16 protein-coding genes are annotated in these 15,736 nt (G+C 67.7%); 6 read left to right on the top strand and 10 right to left on the bottom strand.

All coding sequences use genetic code 11. The annotated features are described in order from the left end of the window. Positions 1-204: 204 nt before the first annotated feature. On the bottom strand, positions 205-1,848 hold the full coding sequence (gene pgm, locus ACI3KS_RS14945; protein ID WP_404919336.1) for a phosphoglucomutase (alpha-D-glucose-1,6-bisphosphate-dependent): 1,644 nt from the start codon (positions 1,846-1,848) through the stop codon (positions 205-207). 65 nt (positions 1,849-1,913) lie between these two features. On the opposite strand from pgm, the gene pheA reads away from it, so the two are divergent. Together pheA and ACI3KS_RS14935 are read left to right on the top strand one after the other, a co-directional pair. Next, the gene (gene pheA, locus ACI3KS_RS14940) at positions 1,914-2,864 is read left to right on the top strand and encodes a prephenate dehydratase (protein WP_404919335.1); all 951 of its coding nucleotides are present in this window, start codon (positions 1,914-1,916) and stop codon (positions 2,862-2,864) included. Positions 2,865-3,200: 336 nt separating this feature from the next. Continuing rightward, complete coding sequence (locus ACI3KS_RS14935) at positions 3,201-4,145, top strand: endonuclease domain-containing protein (protein WP_404919334.1); 945 nt, start codon at positions 3,201-3,203, stop codon at positions 4,143-4,145. A gap of 125 nt (positions 4,146-4,270) precedes the next feature. Here ACI3KS_RS14935 and ACI3KS_RS14930 read toward each other — a convergent pair whose 3' ends face one another. The 4 genes from ACI3KS_RS14930 to ACI3KS_RS14915 form a co-directional block, all read right to left on the bottom strand. Next, positions 4,271-4,474: a methyltransferase gene (locus ACI3KS_RS14930; protein WP_404919333.1), complete on the bottom strand. Its 204-nt coding sequence runs from the start codon at positions 4,472-4,474 to the stop codon at positions 4,271-4,273. Positions 4,475-4,557: 83 nt separating this feature from the next. Then, entirely contained in the window at positions 4,558-5,592 is a 1,035-nt protein-coding gene (locus ACI3KS_RS14925) for an LLM class flavin-dependent oxidoreductase (RefSeq protein WP_404919332.1), read from the bottom strand. Between the two features lie 110 nt (positions 5,593-5,702). Next, positions 5,703-5,930 (bottom strand): DUF2795 domain-containing protein, encoded by a 228-nt coding sequence (locus ACI3KS_RS14920; RefSeq protein WP_404919331.1) that lies wholly within the window; start codon positions 5,928-5,930, stop codon positions 5,703-5,705. A gap of 96 nt (positions 5,931-6,026) precedes the next feature. Further along, positions 6,027-6,449, bottom strand: coding sequence for an Hsp20/alpha crystallin family protein (locus ACI3KS_RS14915; RefSeq protein WP_404919330.1), 423 nt, complete (start codon positions 6,447-6,449; stop codon positions 6,027-6,029). 126 nt (positions 6,450-6,575) lie between these two features. Between ACI3KS_RS14915 and ACI3KS_RS14910 the strand changes: the two genes are divergently transcribed. Together ACI3KS_RS14910 and ACI3KS_RS14905 are read left to right on the top strand one after the other, a co-directional pair. Continuing rightward, positions 6,576-6,878, top strand: coding sequence for a MerR family transcriptional regulator (locus ACI3KS_RS14910; RefSeq protein ID WP_404919329.1), 303 nt, complete (start codon positions 6,576-6,578; stop codon positions 6,876-6,878). 36 nt (positions 6,879-6,914) lie between these two features. Beyond that, a complete protein-coding gene (locus tag ACI3KS_RS14905; RefSeq protein ID WP_404919328.1) occupies positions 6,915-8,657 on the top strand; it encodes a cation:proton antiporter in 1,743 nt (580 codons plus the stop codon). Positions 8,658-8,724: 67 nt separating this feature from the next. Here ACI3KS_RS14905 and ACI3KS_RS14900 read toward each other — a convergent pair whose 3' ends face one another. Together ACI3KS_RS14900 and ACI3KS_RS14895 are read right to left on the bottom strand one after the other, a co-directional pair. Further along, the gene (locus ACI3KS_RS14900) at positions 8,725-10,155 is read right to left on the bottom strand and encodes a dicarboxylate/amino acid:cation symporter (protein WP_404919327.1); all 1,431 of its coding nucleotides are present in this window, start codon (positions 10,153-10,155) and stop codon (positions 8,725-8,727) included. 141 nt (positions 10,156-10,296) lie between these two features. Then, on the bottom strand, positions 10,297-10,632 hold the full coding sequence (locus ACI3KS_RS14895) for a hypothetical protein (protein WP_404919326.1): 336 nt from the start codon (positions 10,630-10,632) through the stop codon (positions 10,297-10,299). Positions 10,633-10,730: 98 nt separating this feature from the next. On the opposite strand from ACI3KS_RS14895, the gene ACI3KS_RS14890 reads away from it, so the two are divergent. Further along, entirely contained in the window at positions 10,731-11,090 is a 360-nt protein-coding gene (locus ACI3KS_RS14890; protein ID WP_404919325.1) for a YbjQ family protein, read from the top strand. Between the two features lie 90 nt (positions 11,091-11,180). Here ACI3KS_RS14890 and ACI3KS_RS14885 read toward each other — a convergent pair whose 3' ends face one another. Genes ACI3KS_RS14885 through ACI3KS_RS14875 form a run of 3 tightly spaced genes read right to left on the bottom strand, consistent with a single transcriptional unit; the run spans position 11,181 to position 12,762 of the window. Beyond that, positions 11,181-11,411, bottom strand: coding sequence for a helix-turn-helix domain-containing protein (locus ACI3KS_RS14885; protein WP_404919324.1), 231 nt, complete (start codon positions 11,409-11,411; stop codon positions 11,181-11,183). After that, positions 11,408-12,148, bottom strand: a complete 741-nt coding sequence (locus tag ACI3KS_RS14880) for a hypothetical protein (protein ID WP_404919323.1) — start codon at positions 12,146-12,148, stop codon at positions 11,408-11,410. Before ACI3KS_RS14880 ends, ACI3KS_RS14885 begins: the two co-directional genes overlap by 4 nt. Then, positions 12,148-12,762, bottom strand: coding sequence for a hypothetical protein (locus tag ACI3KS_RS14875; RefSeq protein ID WP_404919322.1), 615 nt, complete (start codon positions 12,760-12,762; stop codon positions 12,148-12,150). Before ACI3KS_RS14875 ends, ACI3KS_RS14880 begins: the two co-directional genes overlap by 1 nt. A gap of 196 nt (positions 12,763-12,958) precedes the next feature. Between ACI3KS_RS14875 and ACI3KS_RS14870 the strand changes: the two genes are divergently transcribed. Further along, positions 12,959-15,487, top strand: a complete 2,529-nt coding sequence (locus tag ACI3KS_RS14870; RefSeq protein ID WP_404919321.1) for an ATP-dependent Clp protease ATP-binding subunit — start codon at positions 12,959-12,961, stop codon at positions 15,485-15,487. Positions 15,488-15,736 lie beyond the last annotated feature (249 nt).

Genomic DNA, 15,736 nt, shown 5'->3' with positions numbered 1-15,736 from the left:
GCGCTCAACGACAGGGGACGGTGATCCGGTCGTTGAGCGAGGAGCGGAGCGACGAGCCGAAACGCGGTGCGGTGACGGGCGTTTCGTCTCGCTGCGCTCGCTCAACGACCGGAGAAGGGTGCTCCAGCGGTTGGGCGAGGAGCGGAGCGACGAGACGAAGGGCGCTCAACGACCGGGGGTCGTGCTCGCTGATGTTCGTCCGTGTCAGGCGCTGAGCGCCGCCGCGACGACCGCGCGGGCCTCCTCCTGCACCTCGGCGAGGTGCTCCGGGCCGCGCAGGCTCTCGGCGTACAGCTTGTAGACGTCCTCGGTCCCCGAAGGGCGGGCTGCGAACCAGGCATGCTCGGTCTGCACCTTGAGACCGCCGATCGCGGCACCGTTGCCGGGTGCGTGCGACAGCTTCGCGGTGATCTCCTCGCCCGCGAGCGTCGAGGCGCTGACCGCCTCGGGGGCGAGCTTCGACAGCGTCGCCTTCTGCTCGGCGGATGCCGGGGCATCGACCCGCTGGTAGGCGGAGGACCCGAACGCCTCCTCCAGTTCGCGGTAGCGCTCCGAGGGGCTCTTGCCGGTGACGGCGATGATCTCGGCCGCCAGCAGGCAGAGCAGGATGCCGTCCTTGTCGGTCGACCACACCGTGCCGTCCTTGCGCAGGAACGAGGCGCCGGCGGACTCCTCGCCGCCGAAGGCCACCGAGCCGTCGAGCAGCCCGGGCACGAACCACTTGAAGCCGACCGGCACCTCGAGCAGGCGACGTCCGAGCGACTCGGCGACGCGATCGATGATCATCGACGACACGAGCGTCTTGCCGATCGCGGCATCCCGCGGCCATTCGGCGCGGTGCGAGAACAGGTAGTCGATCGCGACCGCGAGGTAGTGGTTCGGGTTCATCAGGCCGGCATCCGGCGTGACGATGCCGTGGCGGTCGGCATCCGCGTCGTTTCCGGTGAGCACGTCGTAGTCGCCCTTCTTCGCGACCAGCGACGCCATCGCGTTCGGCGACGACGGATCCATGCGGATCTTCTCGTCCCAGTCCAGAGTCATGAAGCGCCAGGTCGGGTCGACCTCGGGGTTCACGACGGTGAGATCCAGGTCGTAGATCTCGGCGATCAGAGCCCAGTACTCGACGGATGCTCCGCCCAGAGGATCCGCGCCGATGCGCACCCCTGCGCGCTTGATCGCGTCGATGTCGATGATCGAGGCGAGATCACGGACGTAGGCGTCGCGGAAGTCGTAGCCGGGAAGGGCATCCCAGTCGATGTCCGAGAAGCGTTCGCGCTTGACGCCCTCGAGACCGGCGGCGATGAGCTCGTTCGCGCGGTTCGCGATCCAGCCGGTCGCATCCGTGTCGGCGGGGCCGCCGTGAGGGGGGTTGTACTTGAAGCCGCCGTCGCGCGGAGGGTTGTGGCTCGGGGTCACGACGATGCCGTCGGCGCGACCTGCGGCATCCGTCGGCAGATCGCGGTTGAAGGTGAGGATCGCGTGGCTGAGCGCCGGCGTCGGCACCCAGGCGTCGCGCGAGTCGACGCGCACGTCGACGCCGTTCGCGACGAGCACCTCGATCGCGCTGCGCTCGGCGGGCAGTGACAGTGCGTGCGTGTCGCGGCCGAGGAAGAGCGGGCCGGTGATGCCCTGCCCCGCGCGGTAGTCGACGATCGCCTGCGTGGTGGCGAGGATGTGGTTCTCGTTGAAGCTGTTCGACAGCGAGGAGCCGCGGTGACCGCTGGTGCCGAACACGACCCGCTCGGCGGCGATGTCGGGATTCGGGACTCGGTCGTAGTAGGCGGCGATCAGCTCGTCGACGTCGATGAGGTCAGTTTCCTCCGCAGGGAGGCCGGCACGGCTCGTCATGCACTCAGTCTGCCTCGTGCGCGGTCCGAATGCATCATCCGTGACGCTCGCTGTGGAGGGCTAAGGTGAAACGCGTGACCGAACGCCGCACGTACAGCTATCTGGGCCCTGCGGGCACCTTCACCGAGGCGGCTCTCGATCAGGTGCCCGAGGCCCGCGGCCAGGAATGGCGCGCCGTGCACAACGTCGGCGAGGCGCTCGACGACGTGCTCTCCGGTGTCTCGGATGCTGCGATGATCGCGATCGAGAACTCGATCGAGGGCGGCGTCTCGACCACACAGGACGCGCTCGCGACGCTGCCGGGCCTCCGCATCATCGGCGAGTACCTCGTGCAGGTGAACTTCGTGCTCGTGTCACCGCGCGGCACGACGCTGTCGGACGTCTCGGTCATCGCCGCGCATCCGGTCGCCTACGCGCAGTGCCACGGCTGGCTCGGTGCGAACCTGCCGCAGCATTCGCATGTGCCGGCGGCGAGCAACGTCGCCTCGGCGATCGGCGTTCTCGACGGGTCGCTTCCCGCGCAGGCCGCGATCGCCCCTCCCGGGATCGTCAAGCACTACGACGTCGACGTGCTGGCCGAGAACATCGGCGACAACACGCAGGCGGTCACGCGTTTCGTGCTCGTCACCCGTACGACGCCGTCTCCGGAGCCGACAGGTGCCGACAAGACCTCGCTCATCGTCGAACTGCCGCACGACCACCCCGGTTCCCTGCTCGAGATGCTCGAGCAGTTCTCGACACGCGGCATCAACCTGTCGCTCATCGAGTCGCGGCCGATCGGTGACGAGCTCGGCCGGTACCGCTTCGTGATCGATGCCGATGGGCACATCGAGCACGAGCGGATGGCGGATGCTCTGCTCGGCATCCGCCGGTTCAGCCCGCGTGTCGTGTTCCTCGGGTCGTATCCGCGCGCCGACCGTCAGATCGTCCAGTATCCCGAGCGCTACGCCGACGACGTGTTCGTCGAGGCGCGCGACTGGCTGCGCGGCATCCTCTCGGGCGCGCCCGAGTCCTGAGGCCGTCGTCCCGGTCTGTCACGCTCCAGACGCCCCGGCCACCACGCTTCCTCGTGCAAGGTGATGGATCAAAAGCGCCGCTGAGCAGGGCATCTTGGGTGCGTTTCTGATCCATCGTCTCCCGCTCGGCAGGTACCCACCTCGGCCAGCCAGCGGTGATGGATCAAGAGTGCTGCTGACCGGTGGATGCTGGGTGAATTTCTGATCCATCGTCCCGTATTCGAGTTGCGCGCGGGACTCGTGCACAGGGGTGCATCGGAGCGGGTTCTCCCCAGGTCATGAGCCGGACGCCCTGAACAGCGGATGCCGCGTCGCACGCCTGCGGGAGCATCCGGTATGCGACATCGAATAGCGCTCCCCGCGGAACTCGGCGATCACTTCAGCGTCAAGAAGGCGTCGACGCTGGGCCTCGGGCGCGCGCGAGCGGATGCCGCAGACCTGGAGCGACCCTTTCACGGCGTGCGATCGATATCGGCGCCCGACACCTTCCGTGCGCACGTCGACTGCTATGTTCCCCGATTGCGGCCTGGGCAGCGCTTCGTCGGCCGGACCGCGGCCCGCATCTGGGAATTACCGCACCCGACGCCATGGTGTACCGACGAACCGCTCCAGATCGCGGTGCCGCAGGATCAATCGCCGCCGCGGACCTCTGGTGTCGAGGGCCGGCGTCTGCGCACCGAGCGCGCACAGACGTGGATGCTCGGGGATGTACCGGTCGTGGACCCGATCGCCGCGGTGCTCAGCAGCGCCGGTGAACTGACAGAGACCGAGATTGTCATCCTGTTGGACGCGCTGATCTCGGACAGCTCGAACTATCCGGGGCGGGACAACGTCCGCTGGCCGCGGGTGACCGGCGACGTCGTCGTCGAGAGAGTCGCGCTCTGGGATCGTTTCGCAGGCAGCAGTCGTGTGAAACGGGCCATCCCGAGAATGCGACCGGGCGTGGAGTCGCCGAAGGAGACCGAGACCCGACTCCTCCTCGTCGACGGCGGTCTTCCGGAGCCGGATGTGCAGTACGTGGTCCGGAAAGAGGGACGGTTCGTCGCCCGGGTCGACCTCGCCTACCCTCGCTGGCGGATCGCGATCGAGTACGAGGGTGACGGTCATCGCCGCGATCGATCCCAGTGGCGGCGCGACATCGCTCGTCAACGGGCGCTGGAGGACCTTGGCTGGATCGTCATCCGCCTCACGCAGGACGACCTCGACGATCCGAGGGCGTTCGTGGCACGTGTCCGTCGAGCCGTGGTCCGCAGAGGCAGCCTGGCCCAGGCGACACGATGATGGATCGAAAATGCCGCTGCCCGGCCGGTCTCCGCAACACTCTTGATCCACCACCGCACCCGCGGACAAGGCGGGCGCGTGCCCGCACGGGTCGAGACTGCGAGGCGGCCCGGGCGCCGCCGGGATCAGTGCTCGCGGAACTCCGGGCGAGTGCTGCCCGGCCGCATCCGCACGTGCAGCGCTCCCTTCGCGGCCTCGAGCGTGGGGTAGCTGCCGGCGACGGCATCCGCTCCAGCCATCGTGACGGTGTAGCCCTCGTCATCATGGCGGATGCTGCCGACGACGCCGTTCGATCCGTACGCGACCCACAGAGCGCGGGTGGTGGTCATGCTCATCATCGAGCCCCTTCCGTGTGAGGCCGACGCTACGCCTGTCCGCTGCGGAACAACAGCCCTTCGCGGGCGTGGCGCGCTCAGGATGCGGCGGCGATGAGCTCCAACGTCTGCGCGCGGCCGGTCGCGGCATCGAGCGGCTCCGATTCGAGCGCCCCGGCGACAGGGGAGAGCATGACCTCGTCGACACCGTGGCGCTCAGCGAAGGCAGCGATCTCGGTGGCGACCGACTCACCGGTTCCGACGAACCACCGTTCGCGCGCGGCCGTCACGACCTGCTGGGTCGCGGCATCCGGTTCGGCGGCCAGCGCCTGCTCGACCGTCTCCAGGGCGATGAGGGGCTGGTTCAGACGCAGACGAGCCATCATCCGCAGCTGCGGCAGGGCGCGCGCCTCTGCCTCCTCCTGTGTCGGGGCGGCGACGACATTGACGGTGAGGAACGTGCGAGGCTCCGGGTGCTCCTCGCTCGGGGTGTAGTTCGTGCGATACAGATCGAGGGCCCGCTCGAGACCCTGGCCCGAGAAGTGGTTGGCGAAGACATAGGGCAGGCCGTGGGATGCTGCGAGCTGAGCCGAGTAGTCGCTCGAGCCGAGCAACCAGATCTCGGGAGCCGCGGTCGCCGCGGGCGTCGCGCGAACGGTGTACTCGCCGCCCGAGGTGAAGCGCAGGGTCGCGCCCTCGGACGAGAACAGTGCACCGATGTCCTGCACATGGCGTGGGAACTGGTCGACGTCGCTCGTGGTGCCCGAGCCCCGCAGCAACTGCGTGATGACGGGATCGCTTCCGGGTGCGCGACCGAGCCCGAGGTCGATGCGCCCTGGCGCGATCGCCTCGAGTGCGGCGAACTGCTCGGCGACGATGAGGGGAGCGTGATTCGGCAGCATCACGCCACCGGATCCCAGACGGATGCGCGAGGTCCGGGTCGCGGCTGCGGCGATGAGCACCGGGGGAGTGGTCGACGCGACGGCAGGCATGTTGTGGTGCTCGGCGAACCAGTACCGTCGGTACCCGAGTCGGTCGGCGGTCTCGGCGAGTCCCAACGAGGCGGTGATCGCCTCTGCGCTGGTCTGGCCGGAGCGGACGGGAACGAGATCGAGTACCGAGAGAGCAGTCACCCCGGATCCAACGCGCGGGGAGGACGAGCAATTCCCGTCCTCCCCGTCTCGCGTGTTCACACGGAGTCCGGCGCGTGTCCGCCCCGGGTGCGTGTCCGCCCGGGGCATTGCTACGCGGGGATCGGTTCCCGCGTCGCGAGCGTATCGGCGAGCGATCCGCGCGCGATCCGGTAGCGGATGCGCCACGCCGCGCTGAAGCTCTGATCCGGCAGGTCGGCGAGGCGTGCGAGATCCTCGCCGCGCAGACCATCGCGTCGCGCCTCGCGCAGCAGGTCGTCGCGAGTCGCGGGGTATTCCATCTGCAGAAGGAACCGGTCGAGCTCGGGGGAGAGGGACATGGGAAGCTCCTTTCGTGTCTGAGGGTGTCCCGGGTGCGTGGGCGCCCGGAGCAGATCGTCCGGGCGCCCACAGCGGGTCATTCGTCGATCAGGGTGTCATGCGTCGATCGCCTGCCGCTGCTCGGAGGTCTCGACGGTGATCCGACGCGGCTTGGCCCGTTCGCTGACGGGGATGACGACGGAGAGCACACCGCTCTCGTACGTGGCGCTGATGCCATCGAGGTCGACGCCCTCGCCGAGCGTGAACTGGCGCAGGAACGAGCCCGCCCCGCGTTCGCGCGCGAGCCAGCGCACGCCTTCACGGGAGTCGGCGGTGCGCTGGGCGCGGATCGTGAGCTGCGAGCCGTCGAGATCGACGTCGATGGATCCCGGGTCTGCCCCGGGGAGATCGGCGTGCAGGATGTACCGGTCTCCATCGCGGAAGAGGTCCACGGGCATGAGCCGCGGTGCGCGAACGGAGTCCAGCACGCTCGCGGTGAACCGGTCGAGCTGACTGAACGGATCGAATGACAGTGCCATGAGGGTCTCCTTTCGTGCGGCCCCGAGGGGCGGATTTGGGGTGGAGATTATCTTCTCCACGTGCTGTAGATTTTTTATAGAACGAGCGCCAAGAAGAATGCAAGTCAGACTAAGGAAACTCCCAGCATGACGAATCGAGACTCGCGTACCCCGCTCTACGGCATCGCCGTCGCGGCCCAGTTGGTCGGCCTGCCCGAGGCGACGCTCCGAAGTCTCGAAGCCCAGGGTGTGCTCGCGCCGGCTCGCAGCACCGGAGGCACGCGCCGGTACAGCGACGACGACATCGATCGGCTGCGCCGGGTGAACGACCTCCGCGCGGAGGGTGTCAACGTCGCCGGCATCCGTCTCGTCCTCGATCTGCAGGACGAGAACGCCGGGCTGCGTGAAGCCGCCGAGGCGCCAGGCTCCGAGAACCCCCGCCAGGACTGACCAGTCCCTCGGCGTGAGCGCCGTACTGTAATGGGCATGGATCCGGAGCTCTTCTACATCCTCGTGGGCAGCGTCGTCGTGGCGGCGATCGCGCGATGGCGCGGGTGGCCGGCACCCCTGCTCGTCACCGTCGTCGCTCTGGGAGCATCCTTCCTGCCGTTCGTGCCCGATCTCGATATCGACGGTCACGTCCTGCTCAACATCGTCCTGCCTCCGCTGCTGTACTCGGCGGCGCTCGACGTGTCGTTCGTCGGTTTCAAGCGCAGCCTGCCGCAGATCCAGCGGCTGGGGATCTGGCTCGTGCTGCTCACGACTTTCGCCGTCGGCTTCGTCGCCTGGCTGATCCTCCCGGCACTGACGCTGCCGGGCGCGCTGCTGCTGGGCGCGATCGTTGCCCCTCCGGATGCCGTGTCCGCAGCAGCGATCGGACGCAAGCTCGGCCTGCCCCGACGCATCATGAACGTGCTGTCGGGCGAGAGTCTCATCAACGATGCGACCTCGCTGACGCTGTACCGGGTGTTCGCTCTTCTGCTCGCCACGAGCGCAGTCGGCACAGGCAGCGTGACCGTGTGGGACGGCGTGTGGCAGTTCATCGTCGCGGTGGTCGTCGGTGTCGTGATCGGTCTCGTCTTCGGCATCGGCGTGCACCAGCTGCGGATGCGCATCAACGACGCGGTCGTGATCGGCACCTTCGGGCTGCTCGCTCCCTTCGGTGCCTATGCGATTGCTGAGCATCTGAACGGTTCCGGCGTGCTCGCGGTGGTCGCCATGGGGATCTACGTCGGTTTCAACTCCCCGCGCACGGATTACACGACCCGGCAGCAGGAGGCGCCGCTGTGGCTCTCGGCCGATCTTCTGCTGGAGAGCTTCGTGTTCGCATACATCGGACTGCAGTTCCCGCGCGTGATCAGAGATCTCGGCGACGAGTCGGTCGGACACATCCTCTTGCTGTCGGGAGCGGTGCTGCTGGTCGTGCTGCTCGTGCGTCCGCTGTACGTCTATCCTGCGAACGCATGGGCGAATCGGCTCGACCGCAAGCGACTGGCGCGATGGGATCGCAGCGTCGAATCGGGGGAGTTCGACAAGCGTCGCAGCCGATCGCGCCGGTGGCGTGATCAGAGCGCCTCCGAGTTGCGCACGCAGATCGTGCGCGAGCGGATGTCGGGACTCCAGCTCACCTGGAAGGACAACGCGGTGATCTCCTGGGCAGGCATGCGCGGAGTGGTCACTCTTGCCACTGCACTCGCCGCGGCCGACCTCGCGACGCTCGGCACCGAGGCATCGCATGCGATCGTCGTCGTGGCCTTCATCGTGACCGTCGGCACTCTTCTGCTGCAGGGACTGACCTTGCCGTTGCTGATCAGACGTCTCGGGATCGCCAGCGATGACGAGCACGAGGAAGACGCCCAGGCGCTCGCCGCCGTGCAGGCCAAGACGCGTGAGGCGGGCAAGGAGTACATCGCCGCGCAGCGCGTGGAGTGGGAGAAGAAGCACGGTCCGCTCGACCTGTCGTTCTTCGACGCGTTCGCGAAACGGTTGTCCCGGGTGGAGAAGGACACCGATGAGGCGCAGCATCAGGTCGAGCAAGCTGCGTCTCGGCCGTCTTATGACGACCTCGCGGCGCTGTCGCGGGGCTGGCTGCAGGTGCGCCGCGAGATCCTGCTCGCCGAGCGTGACGCCGGCAACCTCGACGAGGAGGTCATGCGCCAGATGCTCGCCGCGATGGATGCCGAGGAGCTGTCGCTCGACACCCGCGGCGAGATCCGTCGCGTGCGCTGACGGCGTCAGAACGCAGAAGAGCGCCTCACCCGCGGGGGATGAGGCGCTCTTCTGCGTTCGAGCGAGGTCAGCTCGTGGTGACCGGCTGCCTGCCGGTCGCAGCATCCGCCTCGGGAGCGTCGTCGTCGGAGTCGTCCGAGTCGTCGGCGAAGGGCAGGCCCTTGCGGGGCGCGTTGTAGAGCTCCTCATCGAGGATGCCCTCGCGCTTGGCGACGATCGCGGGAACCAGCGCCTGGCCCGCGACGTTGACCGCGGTGCGGCCCATGTCGAGGATCGGGTCGATCGCGATGAGCAGGCCGACGCCGGCGAGCGGCAGCCCGAGCGTCGACAGGGTGAGCGTGAGCATGACGATCGCGCCCGTGGTGCCGGCGGTGGCGGCGGAGCCGACGACCGAGACCACAACGATCATGATGTACTGCCACCACTCCAGCTGGATCCCGAAGAACTGGGCGACGAAGATCGCGGCGATCGCGGGGTAGATGGCGGCGCAGCCGTCCATCTTGGTGGTCGCGCCGAGCGGCACGGCGAACGAGGCGTACGAGCGGGGCACGCCGAGGTTGCGCTCGGTCACGCGCTCGGTGAGGGGCAGTGTGCCGATCGAGGAGCGGCTGACGAAGGCCAGCTGCACGGCGGGCCAGACGCCCGAGAAGTACTGGCGGATGCTCAGGCCGTTGGTCCGGACGATCACGGGGTAGACCACGAACAGCACGAGCGCGAGGCCGATGTAGATGGCGATCGCGAACCAGCCGAGCGAGGCGAGCTTCTCCCAGCCGTACTTGACGACCGCGGCGCCGATGAGGCCGAAGGTGCCGAGCGGGGCGATGCGGATGATCCACCACAGCACGCGCTGGATGACCTTGAGGAGGGATTCGGTGAACGCGAGGAACGGTTCGGCCTTCTTGCCCGCCTTGAGCGCGGCGATGCCGACGGCGACCGCGATGACGATGATCTGCAGCACGTTGAAGTTGACGCTCGAGCTGAAGGTGCCGTCGGCCGCGCCCGGTGAGGTGCTGACCGCGAGGCCGAGGAAGTTCTGCGGGATCAGCCCGGTGAGGAAGTTCCACCAGGTGCCGACCGTGTACGGGTCGCCCTCCTGCAGGCCCTCGCCGGCGCGGGAGCCCGGCTGGATGATGAGGCCGAGGGCGATTCCGATCAGCACCGAGACGAAGGCGGTGATCGCGAACCAGAGCAGGGTCTGACCGGCGAGGCGTGCGGCGTTCTGGACGCGACGCAGGTTCGAGATGCTCGCGACGATCGCGGAGAAGATCAGCGGGATGACGGCGGCGCGCAGCAACGTGACGTACGAGCTGCCGATCGTGTCGAGTGTGGCCGAGAGGCCGTTCGGTGCCTCAGCGGTGGCGCCGAGGTTGCGGGCGATCAGGCCGGCTGCGATGCCGAGGACGAGGGCCGCGATGATCTGGAAGCCGAACGACGTCAGCAGCTTCCGGACGGGTCCGCGGGTATCAGGCGCTTTGGGGGTGCGCGTGGTGGTGCTCATTGAGGGGACTCCAGGAATTTCCGCGTGCCGAGTGCACGCCATAACGCTCAACGCTATGAGCGTCGGGGAATTCCGTGAGGGGAGATGACGAAGGATGACGGATGCTGTGAGCATCCGTCATCCTTCATGTCGTGCGGTCCGTCAGGAGAGGCATTCCTCGGCGTTGTCCGTGAGGATCTCCTGTGTGAGGGTGCTGTCCTCGGTGCTGGAGGCGAGATCGTCGCCGTTCGCGATGTGGTTGAGGGTCTCGTTGCTGAGGTCCGAGTCGACCAGGTAGCCGGCGAAGCAGTCGGCCGCGGTGTCGGGAATGGTCTCGCCGAGTCCCTGCTCTTCGAGGTACTTCGTCAGTCCGTCGGAGACCTGGTCGGCGGTCGGGCGGCTCGCGCCGCTGCAGGCGGCGAGCGAGAACGCGAGGGCGGCGATCGGCAGTGCCATCAGGATGCGGTTGGGGGTGCGCAGTTTCCGGTCGATGTTCATGTCGCCCACGCTACGCGGTTCACAGCAGATGGATAGGAGATTCCGATGGGCAGATGTCCCCATCGCGGGCCGCAGGGGCGCCGTGTCAGCATGGGGCCATGTTCATGGTGACGACGAACGACATCCCCGGGTACCGCATCACGCAGGTGCTCGGCGAGGTCATGGGCCTCACGGTTCGTTCCACCGACTTCGGCCAGGGGTTCACGGCGGGGTTCCGTGCGCTCGGCGGCGGGGAGATCCCCGAGTACACGCAGATGATGTACGAGAGCCGTCAGGTCGTGATGTCGCGGATGTGGGCCGAGGCGCAGCAGCGCGGTGCGAACGCGATCGTGGCGATGCGGTTCGACGCCGGCTCGATCGGATCGTTCAGCGAGATCTGCGCGTACGGCACGGCTGTCGTCGTCGAGCCGCTGAATGCGCCTGTGGGTTCGCCGCCACCTGGGGCGGCTGGGGCCTGACGCTTCGCTGCGTCGGCTCAGTGATCGGGGGTTGTAGACGGGGGCGTCCGCCTCTCCCGGTCATTGGGCGGGCGCAGCGCGGCTGCGCGCTCATCCCAGGACGAGCAGTTCCCCCACCTCGCATTCCAACGCCTCGCACACGGCGCGCAAGGTCGAGAACCGGATCGCGCGCGCCCGGTCGTTCTTGAGCACCGACAGATTGACGATGCTCACGCCGACCCGCGCGCTCAGCTCGGTGAGCGTCATCCCGCGCTCCTCGAGCAGCTCATCGAGGCGGCAGTGGATGCCCGTGGCCTCGTCGTCGCTCTCGGCCGGGGTCACACCAGACCCTCCGTGTCCTTCTGCAGCGCCTCGTTCTCGCGCTGCAGCCGCATGCCCTGCCGGAACACGGCCGCGAGGGCAACGAGGCAGAGCGCGCCGACGAACGGCAACGGCGTCAGCGAGAGGTTGTAATAGTGCGGATACCAGGGCGACTCGGGATCGAGAACCGCGCGCAGCGCCTCGGTCGCCGCGATCCCGCTCAGCAGATCGGATGCCACCCCCGCCACCAGCACCGTGATCGCGCCGACGGTCAGTGTGCGGGTGACGGTGGTCGAGAACGCCCGCCCTCGCAGCGTCTGGAAGCAGATCGCCGCGAGCATCGCCGCCGGTGCAGCGGTGAGAACCTGCGTGCTCAGAATCGCCGCGCCGGCCAGCATCCGGAGCCCGAGCGACGCACCGCTGATCGTGAAGTCCGACAGGTTCGTGCCGCCGCACGTCAGCATCCCGCTGCTGCCGAACTCCGAGCACGGAAGGGCGGCAGGCCAGTCGACGTAGACGGCGGTCGGCCCGTGGAACTCCGCGAAGTCGACCGCGAACACCTTGACGATCGTGAACACCGCGCCCGCGGCGGCGAACATCGTCCATGCTGCCGCGACGGTGAGCGCGGCGTCCAGAGCGATCGTCGTGCTGCCGCGTCGTCTTCCGCGCCAGACGACGAGCCCGGTGATCACCGCGATCGCGGCGAGCGACACCAGGATGCCGCTCAGTGAGGGCCACAACTCATTCGTCACGCTCATCAGACGAGCCCCTCCGTGTCCTTCTGAAGGCGCTCGCTGACGAAGAGAGTGGCGCCGAGCACGAGCAACAGCGTCGGAAGAGCCACGTCGTCACCCGAGAGCGCGAACGAGAAGGGGGCGTCGGCTCCGGCGGGGCCGAGCTTCAGTGCTTCCGTGCTGGCGACCGCGTTCAGGAACGGAGTGAACAGCGCGCTGGCGAAGGTGGCCACGGCGAGGAACGCGGCACCGAATCCGAGCTGGCGCCGGATGCGCCCTTGAGCGAGCTGGCGTCCGAGGAAGAAGATGACGGCCGAGACGCTCAGGGGCACGAGGGCACCGGTGACAGCTGCGGCGACGAGTGGAGCGCGCACCGACGGCGGCGCGTCGTGCACGGTCACGTCAACGGTCGCCGCCACAGCGCTGACCGGCCCACCTGTCAAGGCGGTGACGACAGGGGCGGAGGGGGCCAGGGAACTGGCGCTGCCGGTCACCGTCGTCTCCCCTCCGAGAAGGATCGCGGCGATGGTCACGATCAGCCCGACGGTGGTGACGGCGAACGCCGCCGCGGCCAGCCAGGCGACGACGCGGAGCGCTGCGCTGTCGGCCTTGTGCAGTGTCGCCGATGTCGTGGTCATCATCGCCTCCCGAAGATCTGTTTATCGATTTTCGTTAACATAACGACAATCGATAAACACTGTCAACGTGCGTCGCACCGTGTCACCCCCGGTATGCCCACGGCGAACACGGGCATACGTCATCCGCCCGGTGGTTACTCTCGATGTAACAGCGCTTCGACCTCGTGTATTCGGGGAACGAACCAAGGAGTCAACAATGTTCGAGAGATTCACGGACCGAGCCCGTCGTGTGGTCGTCCTCGCCCAAGAAGAGGCGAAGATGCTCAACCACAACTACATCGGCACCGAGCACATCCTGCTCGGTCTCATCCACGAGGGCGAAGGCGTCGCCGCCAAGGCGCTCGAAAGCCTCGGCATCTCTCTTGACGCCGTCCGCGAGCAGGTGCAGGACATCATCGGCCAGGGTCAGCAGCAGCCGACCGGCCACATCCCGTTCACGCCGCGCGCCAAGAAGGTGCTCGAGCTCAGCCTCCGCGAGGCCCTGCAGCTCGGCCACAACTACATCGGCACCGAGCACATCCTGCTCGGTCTCATCCGCGAGGGCGAGGGTGTCGCAGCCCAGGTCCTCGTGAAGCTGGGTGCCGACCTGAACAAGGTCCGCCAGCAGGTGATCCAGCTGCTCTCCGGAGCCCCCGGTCGCGAGCCCGCGGCCGTCGGCGCGCAGAGCAACGACACCCCGGCCGGTACGCAGGGCGGCTCGGCCGTGCTCGACCAGTTCGGACGCAACCTCACGCAGGCCGCACGCGACAACAAGCTCGACCCGGTCATCGGTCGTGAGAAGGAGGCGGAGCGGGTCATGCAGATCCTCTCCCGCCGTTCCAAGAACAACCCCGTCCTGATCGGCGAGCCCGGCGTCGGCAAGACCGCCGTCGTCGAGGGTCTCGCGCAGGCCATCGTCAAGGGCGATGTGCCCGAGACGCTGAAGGACAAGCAGCTCTACTCGCTCGACCTCGGCTCGCTCATCGCCGGTTCCCGCTACCGCGGAGACTTCGAGGAGCGCCTGAAGAAGGTCACCAAGGAGATCCGCACCCGCGGCGACATCATCGTCTTCATCGACGAGATCCACACCCTCGTCGGTGCGGGTGCCGCCGAAGGCGCGATCGACGCCGCCAGCATCCTGAAGCCGCTCCTCGCCCGTGGCGAGCTGCAGACGATCGGTGCGACCACGCTCGACGAGTACCGCAAGCACTTCGAGAAGGATGCTGCGCTCGAGCGCCGCTTCCAGCCCGTCCAGGTGAACGAGCCCACGCTGCCGCACGCGATCAACATCCTCAAGGGGCTGCGCGACCGCTACGAGGCGCATCACAAGGTGCAGATCACCGACGGCGCGATCGTCGCCGCGGCGAACCTCGCAGACCGCTACGTCTCGGACCGCTTCCTCCCGGACAAGGCCATCGACCTGATCGATGAGGCCGGCGCGCGCCTGCGTCTGTCGATCCTGTCGTCGCCGCCCGAGCTGCGCGAGTTCGACGAGAAGATCGCCAAGGTCCGCGAGCAGAAGGAGCAGGCCTCCGAGGAGCAGGACTTCGAGAAGGCGGCGTCGCTCCGCGATGAGGAGAAGTCGCTCCTCGCCGAGCGCCTGCGTCTCGAGAAGCAGTGGCGTTCGGGTGACGTCGCGACCTCCGCGGTCGTCGACGAAGGCCTGATCGCCGAGGTGCTCGCACAGGCCACCGGCATCCCGGTCTTCAAGCTCACGGAAGAGGAGTCCTCGCGACTCGTCTTCATGGAGAAGGCCCTGCACCAGCGCGTCATCGGTCAGGAGGAGGCGATCGCCGCCCTCTCCAAGACGATCCGCCGTCAGCGTGCCGGTCTGAAGGACCCGAAGCGGCCCTCGGGCTCGTTCATCTTCGCCGGCCCCACGGGTGTCGGAAAGACCGAGCTCGCCAAGGCGCTCGCCGAGTTCCTGTTCGACGATGAGGCCGCTCTCATCTCGCTCGACATGAGCGAGTTCGGCGAGAAGCACACCGTCTCTCGTCTGTTCGGTGCCCCTCCCGGATTCGTCGGATTCGAAGAGGGCGGGCAGCTCACCGAGAAGGTGCGTCGCAAGCCGTTCAGCGTGGTGCTGTTCGACGAGATCGAGAAGGCCCACCCGGACATCTTCAACTCGCTGCTGCAGATCCTCGAAGAGGGTCGCCTCACCGACGGCCAGGGTCGGATCGTGGACTTCAAGAACACGGTCATCATCATGACCACCAACCTCGGTGCGCGTGACATCGCCGGCGGTCCCGTCGGCTTCCAGATCGAGGGCAGCAACGCGACGACCTACGAGCGGATGAAGGGCAAGGTGAACGAGGAGCTCAAGCGGCACTTCAAGCCCGAGTTCCTGAACCGTGTCGACGACATCATCGTGTTCCCGCAGCTGAACAAGGAGGAGCTGATCCAGATCGTCGATCTGTTCACGAAGCGCCTCAGCGAGCGTCTGCTGGACCGCGACATGACGATCGAGCTCTCGCAGGCTGCCAAGGAGCGCCTGATCGAGATCGGGTTCGACCCGTCACTGGGTGCCCGTCCGCTGCGTCGCGCGATGCAGCACGAGATCGAGGACCGTCTGTCGGAGAAGATCCTGCACGGCGAGCTCAACTCGGGTGACCACGTCAAGGTGGATGCTGCGGACGGACAGTTCCTGTTCGACCACGGCCCCCGCGGCGAGAAGGTCTCGGTCGGCGTCAACACGGGTACGTCGATCTCCGGAACCCCCGACCTGGCGGTCGCCAGCGGGGAGTGACCTCCGATCGTTCGGAAGAGATAGTCCAGAAGAGGCGGATGCTGCGGCATCCGCCTCTTCTGCGTCTCGGGGCGCGGGCGGGTGCGGCGCGCGCGCCGGCACGTGCTCGGCGGTGCGAAAAGTCGGAGTTCCGCCCCGACACGCCGGTCGCGGCATCCGTTTCCCGGCGCGTCGCGAGGATTCTCCGACTTTTCGCACGCGGCTCGGACGCGCCGGGAAACGGATGCCGCGACCGGCGTGTCGGGGCGG

The sequence above is a fragment of the Microbacterium sp. ZW T5_45 genome (genome assembly GCF_044987415.1).
GTDB lineage: Bacteria > Actinomycetota > Actinomycetes > Actinomycetales > Microbacteriaceae > Microbacterium.
This window is presented reverse-complemented; position numbering and strand designations above follow the sequence as displayed.